The organism is Mesorhizobium alhagi CCNWXJ12-2 (assembly GCF_000236565.1).
In the GTDB taxonomy this organism is placed as follows: domain Bacteria; phylum Pseudomonadota; class Alphaproteobacteria; order Rhizobiales; family Rhizobiaceae; genus Allomesorhizobium; species Allomesorhizobium alhagi.
In genome coordinates, this window is sequence record NZ_AHAM01000062.1 from 20,657 (window position 1) to 30,636 (window position 9,980).

The 9,980-nt window shown below is 64.1% G+C and carries 11 protein-coding genes and 1 tRNA gene; 5 read left to right on the top strand and 7 right to left on the bottom strand.

Annotated features, from left to right (window positions below):
• Positions 1–23: 23 nt before the first annotated feature.
• The gene (locus MAXJ12_RS38730; RefSeq protein ID WP_008835498.1) at positions 24–995 is read left to right on the top strand and encodes a hypothetical protein; all 972 of its coding nucleotides are present in this window, start codon (positions 24–26) and stop codon (positions 993–995) included.
• Between the two features lie 112 nt (positions 996–1,107).
• Here the strand turns inward: MAXJ12_RS38730 and MAXJ12_RS08945 are convergent, their stop codons facing one another.
• The 3 genes from MAXJ12_RS08945 to MAXJ12_RS08950 all read right to left on the bottom strand — a co-directional run bounded on the left by MAXJ12_RS08945 (position 1,108) and on the right by MAXJ12_RS08950 (position 3,873).
• The gene (locus tag MAXJ12_RS08945; RefSeq protein WP_008835499.1) at positions 1,108–2,415 is read right to left on the bottom strand and encodes a vanadium-dependent haloperoxidase; all 1,308 of its coding nucleotides are present in this window, start codon (positions 2,413–2,415) and stop codon (positions 1,108–1,110) included.
• 121 nt (positions 2,416–2,536) lie between these two features.
• Positions 2,537–2,704, bottom strand: a complete 168-nt coding sequence (locus tag MAXJ12_RS35085; RefSeq protein ID WP_008835500.1) for a DUF1127 domain-containing protein — start codon at positions 2,702–2,704, stop codon at positions 2,537–2,539.
• Positions 2,705–2,793: 89 nt separating this feature from the next.
• Entirely contained in the window at positions 2,794–3,873 is a 1,080-nt protein-coding gene (locus tag MAXJ12_RS08950) for a class I SAM-dependent methyltransferase (RefSeq protein ID WP_008835501.1), read from the bottom strand.
• A gap of 180 nt (positions 3,874–4,053) precedes the next feature.
• On the opposite strand from MAXJ12_RS08950, the gene MAXJ12_RS08955 reads away from it, so the two are divergent.
• Positions 4,054–5,109, top strand: a complete 1,056-nt coding sequence (locus tag MAXJ12_RS08955; protein ID WP_139043836.1) for a GlxA family transcriptional regulator — start codon at positions 4,054–4,056, stop codon at positions 5,107–5,109.
• A 126-nt stretch (positions 5,110–5,235) separates the two neighbouring features.
• On the opposite strand, the gene MAXJ12_RS08960 is transcribed toward MAXJ12_RS08955, so the two are convergent.
• Positions 5,236–6,138: a LysR family transcriptional regulator gene (locus MAXJ12_RS08960; RefSeq protein ID WP_008835503.1), complete on the bottom strand. Its 903-nt coding sequence runs from the start codon at positions 6,136–6,138 to the stop codon at positions 5,236–5,238.
• A 99-nt stretch (positions 6,139–6,237) separates the two neighbouring features.
• On the opposite strand from MAXJ12_RS08960, the gene MAXJ12_RS08965 reads away from it, so the two are divergent.
• Positions 6,238–7,086, top strand: coding sequence for an SDR family oxidoreductase (locus tag MAXJ12_RS08965; protein WP_008835504.1), 849 nt, complete (start codon positions 6,238–6,240; stop codon positions 7,084–7,086).
• A gap of 105 nt (positions 7,087–7,191) precedes the next feature.
• The gene (locus MAXJ12_RS08970) at positions 7,192–7,611 is read left to right on the top strand and encodes a RidA family protein (protein ID WP_008835505.1); all 420 of its coding nucleotides are present in this window, start codon (positions 7,192–7,194) and stop codon (positions 7,609–7,611) included.
• A 494-nt stretch (positions 7,612–8,105) separates the two neighbouring features.
• On the opposite strand, the gene MAXJ12_RS08975 is transcribed toward MAXJ12_RS08970, so the two are convergent.
• Positions 8,106–8,182, bottom strand: a tRNA-Met gene (locus tag MAXJ12_RS08975).
• A gap of 217 nt (positions 8,183–8,399) precedes the next feature.
• Between MAXJ12_RS08975 and MAXJ12_RS08980 the strand changes: the two genes are divergently transcribed.
• Positions 8,400–9,353 carry a Gfo/Idh/MocA family protein gene (locus MAXJ12_RS08980; RefSeq protein ID WP_008835506.1) on the top strand — a complete coding sequence of 318 codons (954 nt, stop codon included), beginning with the start codon at positions 8,400–8,402 and terminating at the stop codon, positions 9,351–9,353.
• A 2-nt stretch (positions 9,354–9,355) separates the two neighbouring features.
• Here MAXJ12_RS08980 and MAXJ12_RS08985 read toward each other — a convergent pair whose 3' ends face one another.
• Positions 9,356–9,736 (bottom strand): YkvA family protein, encoded by a 381-nt coding sequence (locus MAXJ12_RS08985; RefSeq protein WP_008835507.1) that lies wholly within the window; start codon positions 9,734–9,736, stop codon positions 9,356–9,358.
• Between the two features lie 14 nt (positions 9,737–9,750).
• A partial coding sequence (locus MAXJ12_RS08990) for an aminomethyltransferase beta-barrel domain-containing protein (RefSeq protein WP_008835508.1) occupies positions 9,751–9,980 on the bottom strand: 230 nt, incomplete at its 5' end.

Below are 9,980 nucleotides of genomic sequence, written 5' to 3' on the forward strand. Positions count from 1 at the left end.
CACCTTACACGGAGCCTTCACAGATGGCGCGATCAAGCCATAAAGAACCGCAGTCGCTCGATCCATCGGACACGGCCGGCCTCGAGAATGCTACCCAACTCGCGCTGACGGCTTTCTGTTGGTGGCGCGCCGATATTCCGCGGCAGGTCTGCGAGGACTACTGGCGCGACGTCCACGGGATCATGTTCGCTCGCGTTCCGGGCATGTGGCAGTGTCGCCAGCTACGCTTGGCAGCCAACCGTTCCGATCTCTGGCCGGCAGTAAGGGGCGTTTCGTTTGACGCGGCGGACGCGGCCCAGCCTCAGGGGATGGGGCACGCACTGTTCGTCTCCGAAGCCGATCTGGTCGCATTCGGCAACAATCCCATCGCGCGGGAGACCATTCCCAATGACGCACACAATTTCATCGGCCGCATCGGCGCGCTGCTGTCATCTCCCAACAGCGGCCGCACGCTCGTCGACCGCATTTGCGATCCCGCCATGCAGGGCCATCCCGCAGTGCCTACCTTCGTGCTCGGCTTTGTTCCAAGAGCGGGAGCCGCGTCGGTCAAGGCGTTCCATCGCTACCTGACGGAGCAGGTTGCACACCCGTGGAGCAGGCATCCGGATGTCGTGCGTTTGCGCGTCGAGCCGCTTCCACCATACGATCGCTCGGCGATGAGTTCGCCCGGCGTGCCCCTCCAATGGCCCAATGACGAGACCTATCTTGGCTGGATTGAGCTGGCGGTGCGCAACGAGAGCGTTGCCGGCGATCTCCTGGCGGGCGTGCATGCCGACGAGTTTGCCAGCCAAGTCGGGGCCGTCCACGCCTACCCGATCCGAGAGATCTACACGATCATCTCTGCGGGACGGCCGACCGAGGTTGGACTGCGCGGCTATCCGGCGGTGCAGACGATCATCGCCACAGGCGCCGACTATCAGCGCAGCGAGGGTATCCTGAACCTCCTCTATGGCGATGCCGTGCGTGGACTGGACCAGATCAGGCGGCAAGCCTGAAAGGAACCAGAGCATCAGCGGGCGTGAAAGTCCTCGGCCTCAGGCGTCAGCATTATCGTGTTGATCGTGAGAGCGTGTCCCGGCGAGGTCGTGCCCCCGCCGGGCTCCGGCCTCAGTCTGTTACCGTTGTGAATGTATTCAGCACATGATTGCCGATGCTCCGGCCAAGTTCGAGGCCCGCAACTGTGGCTGAACGGAAGTGGATGCCGGCATGGATACGCGACTCGGCGTTCTCCAACGCAGCCGAAGAGAAGCTCTCGTAATTCCGCCATGGAGCCTCTTCGAGCGCCGTCGTCGAGGTCATCGCGAAACCCTTGTCCCCGAGAATCCCTACGAGCACAGTCGCAGCCGCGGCGCCGAGCGCCGAGTGGGTCGAAGGATGGTCCTGGATTGGTGGCGTCGGCAGGTAGGGTACCCAGTCCGGGATCGCGATGGTACCGTCGTTACCGTCGTCATCTGCCGCCGCGATGGCGGTCACCGGGCGCCAGAAATCCCAGTGGATCTTTGAATCCCAGCCGGCAATGTAAGCATCAGCCATGCCCATGTTCACGAGGGCGAAGAGGCGCGCGCTGTCCCAGAGGTCGAGTTCGTTCTCACGCGCCGCGACCCGCGTCACGCGGTTCCAGCCGATGTCCGAAAACTCGTACCAGAAGGCCGTGTACTCGCTCTCGTCGGCGGTGCGGACCGCCGACACGTCTCGGCCCGTGGCCGCGACCTCGGCGAATTCCGCGGCATACGTAGCGCTGTCGAGGGCCGGTGGGGGATCGGTGCGGAACTGGTCCGGCGCCGTCAGCGCGAAGGGTCGCACCGAACGCCACTGCGGCGCCACGAGAAAGTCCCAGCCGGGAACATGCCGGTAGTGCCCCGCGCCTTCCTGCTCGGTCCAGTCCTCTTTGAGGCCGGTACCGTCGGCCGCGCGGTCGGCGAGGATCGCCGCGGCGGCTGCGGCACCCACAGCGCGGCCGGTCTCGACCGCCGGCCGGACACCGGCGTCGAGCAGCGGGGCCTCCAGCGCAGCCCCGGCGATGCCGGCCTGATCGGGGTGGAACCCGACGAGCACATCATGCGCCGCGACCGCCGCCGCGACGGCCGCATCATAGGGCGCGGTGGCCGGCTCGATCGCCATATGGGTGGGGTAGCGGCCGTCGACGGCGTTTACCGCGTCGTGCATGGCAATGTGCATCGAGGCGAGCACCCGGCTGGCGGCCATCGGGTCGACATAGCCGTTGGCTGCTCGGATCACCGCATAGGCGGTGAGGCTCCAGTCGCTGACGATGTCGCCGCAGTCGGGCGCGCACCACTTGGGCTCGTCCAGCCGAGCCGCGGTCGCAACCGGGGCGGCCGGCACGGATGTAACAAGCGCCGCTGAAAGCGGCAGAGTCGCCGCGGCGATCGCCGCGATTGCAAATGTCTTTCTCATTGTCTTTCTCACTTGATCAAAGGGAAGAGTTGACCGCCCTCGCACGCCCTTCACGCGCGAAGCGGGGTGCCGCCCGTTGCACGGGCGGTGTCTTGTTCCGGATTTGAAAACCGCTGACTTGTCAGCCGGCGGTGTTCTCCGGCGAGGGGGAGCTTTCCCGGTCCGACGGGTAGCGGGCGAGACACCCGATATCGGATCTGGACAAGCCTATGTCCTTCAGCTCCAGGTCGGACAGTGTGTGAAGTATCCGGGCCGTCTTTCGTGCGCGCAGCATGACGGCGAAGGCCATGAGGCCGCTCCGCAGGCATGAGGGCGGCGCCAAACCGCCCCGCCCCCTGACCCCGACCGCCGGTCTGGTCCTCTCGCTTCTTTTCGCTGCTACAGCCGCGCTTCCAGGACCAGGTTGAACGGCGTCTCCAACACGCGACGGAAGCGGGTGAAGCCGGCCTTGCGGAATACGTCCGCCAGCCGCGCCTCGCCGGCTTGCGCGCCGAGCACCAGATGACCGCCATCCGAGATCGCGTGGGCGCAGCAGATGGTGGTCGAGGCCGCATAGTACATCCTGGCCACGGGCGAGACGTTGTCCTCGACCTTGTCGTTGGCGAACGGCTCGACCAGCATCACCGTGCCGTCGGGCGCGAGCGCCTTGGCGGCATGCGTCGCGGCGGCGACCGGATCGCCCATGTCATGCAGGCAGTCGAAAAAGCAGATCAGATCGTAGCCCTTGCCGGGATAATTGTCGGCGCGCGCTTCCGCGAAACTCGCGCGCTGGGCGACCCCCGCCTCGGCGGCGACCCCTTGAGCCTCGGACACCGATAGAAGATGCGTGTCGAAGCCGCGGAACTGCGAGGCCGGAAAAGCCTTGGCCATCAGCACCGTCGAATGGCCGTGGCCGCAGCCGATATCGGCCACGAGAGCGCCTGCCTTGAGCTTGTCGACGACCCCGTCGAGCGCCGGCAGCCATTCGGGGACAAGGCTTGCCTTGTAGGCATTGCGGTAGAAGGCTGCGACGCCGCAGGCAAGCCGTCCGTCGTGATCGCCCCAGGGAATGCCCTTGCCGGTCCGGAACGCCTCGACGGCCTTCTCCTCGTCGGCCCACATGGATGCGGGGACCGACCAGGCGCTGGGGAAGAAGACGGGGCTGTCCTCGTTGGCAAGCACCATCGCCTGCTCGGGCGTCAGTTCATAGGTGTCGCTGATCGGATGGTAGGCCGCGTAGCCGCCCGCAACCTGCGCGTTGAGCCACTCGCGCACATAACGCTCGGCGCAGTCGGCGCGCGTGGCGATTGCATGTGCGCTGAGCGGCCCGGCCCCGGCCATCGCCTTGTAGAGGCCGAGCCGGTTGCCGATGCTGATCATGACGCCGCCGTAGCCGGCGGAAAGATCTCCGAACGCGCGCGCGACCAGCGCATCGAGCTTCGCAGGGTCGATTGCGTGGGGTGTGTGCTGAATGTTCATGTCCATATCTCCTGTCCAGGCGCTCAGGGGATCTGAGGCCGGCCTGTGTGGTTCGCTGTCTTTTCATGATGCGATCGCGCCCCTTGGCACGTCGGGGGCGTAAATAGACGTGGCGCGGCGCACGCAAGAGAGGCAGAATGGCCGGAACCGTGCGAGATGGGCCAAGCAGGAGGGACAACGGTGCCGAAGCGTGTCAGCATCGTGGTCTTTAGGGAATGCGATCCCTCGATCATCTACGGCGTCTTCGATACGCTCTGGGCGGCGGGGAGGCTTTTCAAGGGTTCGCCTGGGGAGCGACTACTTGGACCAAGCATCGGCGGGACGCCGCTGTTCGAGCCGCGCATCGTCGCGGCGGAGCACGGGCCGCTCGAGCTCATCACCGGCGTCAGCATCATTCCGCAGGACTCGATCGACGAAATCGATGAGACGGATATCGTCTTCGTGCCGAACCCGATCGTGTTGACGCCCGCAGACCTTCACGCCCTCGATCGCCGGATCATCGATTGGGTAGCCAGGATGCACGAAAAGGGCGCGCTAATTTGCTCCGCCTGCGGCGGTTCCCTGGTACTGGCCGCCGCCGGGCTGCTCTCCGGCCGCGAGACGACGACGCATTGGAGCCATGTGCCCGTGTTCCGCCAGGAGTTTCCCGACGTCAGGCTTCATGAGGACCGCATCCTGGTTCAGAGCGGCGACGGCCATAACATCATCTCCTGCGGCGGCGCCTCGTCGTGGCAGGACCTCGCGCTCCTCCTCATCGCCCGCTACGGGAGCGGCGAGGAAGCGATCCGCATTTCCAGGTTCTTCCTCTATCAGTGGCACCGCGACGGACAACTCCCCTATGCCTCGATGGCCGTCAATGTCGTCCACGGCGACGCCGTCGTCCTCAAATGCCAGACCTGGCTCGCGCAGAATTACGATCGCCCGGATGTAGCAGCCGAGGTGGCGCGCGTATCGGGCTTGCCCAAGCGCACCTTCGACCGCCGGTTCAGGGCGGCTACGGGCTACTCGCCGCTCGCCTATGTCCAGGCGCTGCGCATCGAGGAAGCGAAGCAGATGCTCGAGACCGGCTCCGACCCCGTCGATGCGATCGGTCGCGAGGTCGGCTACGAGGACGCCTCCTCGTTTAGTCGCCTGTTCCGGCGCCAGACCGGCATCTCGCCGGGCGACTACCGCCGCCGCTTCAGGATTCCCGACTATATTCGGTCGAGTTCGCAGGACGCGCGGCCTGGTGGGTAAAGTATTGGGGGTCTGACCTGCAGGTGTTCCCCGTTCTTTGCCGTGCATAAGCCGCGCTACCACGCGGCGACTGTGGCTCAACGCGCGGTGCACTACGATTGCCCGGATTGTTGCTCATTGATCCAGTTAAGGTTCTGTCTTCCGCAAGTCCTTGACGACATCGAGAAAGGCCCGCAGTGCCGGCGGCACGGCTCGATGTCCGGGATAGTAGACCGCAATCCCTTCCGGAGCGGGCATCCATGCGGTCAGGACCTTGCGTAGCCGGCCATCGGACAAGGCCGTTTCGGCGGCCCAATCCGCCACATAGGCGATGCCCAGCCCCTCCATCGCGGCTTCGACCATCAGTTCCTCGTCATCAAGAACGATGGGGCCGCTTGCGTTTATCACGAGTTCCTGGCCGGCGCGTTCGAACTCCCATCGATAGAATTTGCCGCTGGGCATGCGGTGGCCGATGCAATGGTGGCGTTGCAATTCCTCGGGTGTTCCCGGGTCGCCGAAGCGATTGAGATAGGCGGGCGAGGCGACACAGATGAACGTCAACGGGCGCGCAAAAGGCACGGCGATCATGTCCTTGGGGACCGACCCGAGGAGGCGCACGCCGGCATCGAACCCGCTGGACACGATATCGATGAGCCGCCCCTCCACGACGATATCCACTGTAACGTCCGGATGGTGCTCCGCCATCTGCGGAAGAACCCCGCGAACGAGAAGCCCGGCCACCAATCGCGGCGCATTGATGCGGACGGTTCCTGCGACGTGGCCCCGGAACCCCGCGACGCTGTCGAGCGCCTCGTCCAGCGAGGCGAGCGCCGGCTGAAGGCGGTCGAGCAATTGGAAGCCGGCTTCCGTCGGCGAGACGCTGCGTGTGGTGCGGTTCAAAAGGCGCACGCCCATGCGTTCTTCGAGCGCACGCATTGCATGGCTCAATGTGGAAGGTGCCGTGCCGATCTCGTCCGCTGCGCGGCGGAAGCTGCGGTGCGTGGCAACGGCCACGAAGGCGGTGAGATCGTTGAGCGACGGACGGGCCATTGATGGGAATTTTGCATCATCCCATGCCGATTTCAACGACTAATGCGCGCAATGCGATTGCCCTATCTCCTGCCTGGATCAACTCGGAGATATGAAAAAATGGAAAAGACCTGGCTCATAACAGGTGTGTCGTCCGGTCTCGGCCGGCTGCTGGCGGAGAAAGCTCTGCTCAGGGGCGACCGCGTCGTCGGCGCCAGCCGCAGCGCGGAGGCGCTTCCCGACCTGCGTGCGCGCTACCCTGAACGGCTTCGCATCCTCGCAATGGACCTCAAGGACCAGAAGTCGGTCCGCGCCGCCCTCGACCGCGCCTTCGCGGTGTCCGCCCGGATCGACATCGTCGTCAGCAATGCCGGCTACGGCCTGCTCGGCGCGGCGGAAGAGGCTGGCGACGTGCAGGTCCGGGACATCATCGACACCAATCTCATCGGCTCGATCACGCTCATTCAGGCGGCGTTGCCGCATCTGCGCAGCCAGGGTGGCGGCCGGATTCAGCAGGTATCGAGCGAGGGAGGCCAGATCGCCTATCCGGCTTTCAGCCTCTATCACGCGACCAAGTGGGGTATTGAGGGGTTCGTCGAGTCTGTGGCGCAAGAGGTGGCTCCCTTCGGGATCGAGTTCACTCTTGTGGAACCCGGGCCGGCGCGGACCGGGTTCGGCAGCAGTCTCGTGCGGACCAGACCGCTCGCGGCCTATGAGGGAACTCCCGCCGATCAGATCCGCGAGGCGCTCCGCGGCTCATGGGTGATCAAGGGCGACCCCGACCGCATGACGGACGCAATGATCAGGCTTGCCGATCAGGATGGTCCACTTCCGAAACGGCTGGTGCTCGGCGCCGAGGCCTATGCCGGCATCCGCAAGGCGCTCGGCGGGCGCATCGAGGAGCTCGACAGGCAGAAGGACATCGCGGTTGCGGCGGATTTCACCGACGAGGAGCTAGCACGGCCATGACCCGGAGCTGGATGACGCTGTTGTGCAGCCACGCCCCTCGATCCCGATAGCTATCCCCGGCCCGCTGCCGGTGTCATCTCCTATCAAGACAGAAAGGAAAACGAGATGCCTACACGTGACGCCATCTACCCGGCCAACCGCCACGCGTTGTACGAGATTCATCGATATTCCGCAGCCATTCGGTCCGGCGATCTTCTCTTCGTGTCGGGTCAGGTCGGAAGCCGTGAGGACGGCTCGCCCGAGCCTGTATTCGAAAATCAGGTTCGACGGGCTTTCGCCAATCTGCGCGAGGTCTTGGCCGCCGCCGAGTGCAGCTTCGACGACGTTGTCGACGTCACCACCTTCCACACCAATCCGGACGAACAGATCGAAACAGTTCTGGCCGTCCGAGCGGAAGAGATCGGTGCACCTCCCTATCCGAACTGGACGGCAGTAGGCGTCAATTGGCTTGCGGGCTTCGATTTCGAGATCAAGGTCATCGCTCGCATTCCTTCGACGACCAGAAGCCATCATGAACGCCGCTGATGGCCCACCAAGTGTTGCCTCGAACATTGCCGGCGAAGTACGAGATTCTCTATGAGGACGCTGTTTCCGGGTGCTTCGTGGAGCCAGAAGGCGAAACATCCTGGTAGACTTCTGCGGCCAATGGGGTGGTTGCTGCTTGCTTTTAGGCAGTGACCGCTCCTGAGCACAACAGAGACGTCCAGCACGGTAATCGACGATAGCCATGCGACCTGTGTTCCATCCTTCGTAGTCCACTCCCGCTTTCTAAGGACATCATTTCCTCCCATTGGGCGCATTCCCCGCTGGGTTGGATCATGCAGCGGAAAATTCCCGTGTCACTGGTTGGGGCGGGAATAGCGGGTTTGTTACGGTTTTGCTGTATGGACCGTATGGCTTTTTGCACCCATTGAATTTATTGGGAAAATTCGGGGGCCATGTTGCATAGCGGTCCACTGGCGAAGGCGCCCACCGCAGTGAACGCCTGCCATAAAACATCAATTTTGTTTGGAAAATGATGGTAGCGGGAAGTGGACTCGAACCACCGACCCCAGGATTATGATTCCCGTGCTCTAACCAACTGAGCTATCCCGCCACGGGGCGAAGGTCCAAAAAGGATGTTCGCCAAGGTCGGCCGGGATATAGTGGCGCTGGGGCAGACCTGTCAAGCACGGAGCGCGGCGCTATCCGCGACAATTCATGCTCGCAAACCGGCTTTTGCCTGCAATCAATCGTGTCGGAGGCTGGGCTTGAGTTCGAACCGTCACGCCGTTATGTCTCCGCGCGACGCATTTCTTGAGCCAATGAAATTGATGACACCGCGTATTGCAGTCCTTGGTTGCGGATATTGGGGCTCGAACCATATCCGCACCCTCAAGGCGCTAGGGGCCCTCCATGCCGTTTCGGACGCCAACCGCGCCCGCGCGGAAGGTTTTGCGAGCGAGCAGGACTGCCTTGCAATCGAGCCGGACGATCTTTTCGCGCGCAGCGATGTCGACGCGATCATCATAGCGCTGCCGCCGCAGTATCACGCCGACACCGCCATCCGCGCGGTCGAGAGCGGCAAGGACGTGCTGGTCGAGAAGCCGATCGCACTGACCGTGGCGGACGCCGAGCGCTCGGTGCGGGCCGCCGAAAAGCATGGGCGCGTCTTCATGACCGGGCATGTGTTGCGCTTCCATCCAGCCTTCGAGAAGATGAAGGAACTGATCGACAAGGGCGAACTCGGCGATGTGAAGTACATCCATTCGCACCGCCTCGGACTCGGCAAGTTCCACACCGAGAACGATGCGCTTTGGGATCTTGCGCCGCATGACCTGTCGATGATCCTGGCGATAACCGGGACTGCGCCGATCGAGGTGCGCGGCGAGGGGGCGGCGCTTCTCGACCACCTGTCGGATTTCGCGCATCTGCACATGCGCTTTCCCAATGGCCTGAGAAGCCATCTGTTCACCTCGCGGCTCAACCCCTATCGCGAGCGCCGGCTGACCGTTGTCGGCACCAAGGCGATGGCGGTGTTCGACGATGTCGAGCCGTGGGAGCGCAAGCTCGCGGTCTATCGCCACGCGGTCTGGCAGGACAGCGGCCAATGGGCGTTCACCGCCAACGAGCCCGCTTATGTGCATGTCAAGCAGGGCATGCCGCTGACGCGCGAACTGGAGCATTTCCTGCATTGCATCGCGACACGCGCGGCGCCTCGCACCAGCGGCGAGGAGGCAATTTCGGTGCTGCGCATCCTGACTGCGGGCTCCGTCATCCACGATTGATCTCAGTTGGCGCTGCGCGGCCAGAACCACCAGGTCAGCAGGCCGGCCGCGACAAGCCAGACCGCAACGACGAGGAGCGCACCCGCCCGGCTTTTCGGCCGAGCCTCGACCTTTTCGGCCGCTGCGCGGAATTCATCCATCAGTTCGGCGGGCATAAGCCTGACCGCGATCCATATGCCGACTGGGACGATCAGCAGATCGTCGATATAGCCGAGCACGGGGATGAAATCGGGAATAAGGTCGATGGGGCTCAGCGCATAGGCGGCCACGCATGCCGCCGTCGCTTTCGCATACCAGGGCGTGCGCGGGTCGCGGGCCGCCAGGAAAAGGGCGATCGCATCGTCCGTGATGCTTTTCGCCCAGCTTTTGAGGGCGGCAAGCATCGGCCCGCCCACTTCTATTCCGCGGCGATGCGCGCCGGCTTTGCTGCAAGTCGGGTCAACATCGCCTCGGCTTCCGCGGCGCGCTCGGACCGTTCGATGAAGCCGCCGCCCAGAACGCGCGCATCATTGGCGTCGTCGGTATAAAGAACGCAGGCCTGGCCCGGCGCTATGCCGGACTCGCCATCGGCGAGTTCCACCCAGCTTGCGCCGCCGTGATGGTGCAGCATTGCCGGGCGCGGCGGGC

What these genes read in the sequence shown, in the direction of transcription:
- MAXJ12_RS38730 (WP_008835498.1), top strand. Translation starts at nt 24, where the DNA reads ATGGCGCGATCAAGCCATAAAGAACCGCAGTCGCTCGATCCATCGGAC.
- MAXJ12_RS08945 (WP_008835499.1), bottom strand. Translation starts at nt 2,415, where the DNA reads ATGAGAAAGACATTTGCAATCGCGGCGATCGCCGCGGCGACTCTGCCG.
- MAXJ12_RS35085 (WP_008835500.1), bottom strand. Translation starts at nt 2,704, where the DNA reads ATGGCCTTCGCCGTCATGCTGCGCGCACGAAAGACGGCCCGGATACTT.
- MAXJ12_RS08950 (WP_008835501.1), bottom strand. Translation starts at nt 3,873, where the DNA reads ATGAACATTCAGCACACACCCCACGCAATCGACCCTGCGAAGCTCGAT.
- MAXJ12_RS08960 (WP_008835503.1), bottom strand. Translation starts at nt 6,138, where the DNA reads ATGGCCCGTCCGTCGCTCAACGATCTCACCGCCTTCGTGGCCGTTGCC.
- MAXJ12_RS08965 (WP_008835504.1), top strand. Translation starts at nt 6,238, where the DNA reads ATGGAAAAGACCTGGCTCATAACAGGTGTGTCGTCCGGTCTCGGCCGG.
- MAXJ12_RS08970 (WP_008835505.1), top strand. Translation starts at nt 7,192, where the DNA reads ATGCCTACACGTGACGCCATCTACCCGGCCAACCGCCACGCGTTGTAC.
- MAXJ12_RS08980 (WP_008835506.1), top strand. Translation starts at nt 8,400, where the DNA reads ATGACACCGCGTATTGCAGTCCTTGGTTGCGGATATTGGGGCTCGAAC.
- MAXJ12_RS08985 (WP_008835507.1), bottom strand. Translation starts at nt 9,736, where the DNA reads ATGCTTGCCGCCCTCAAAAGCTGGGCGAAAAGCATCACGGACGATGCG.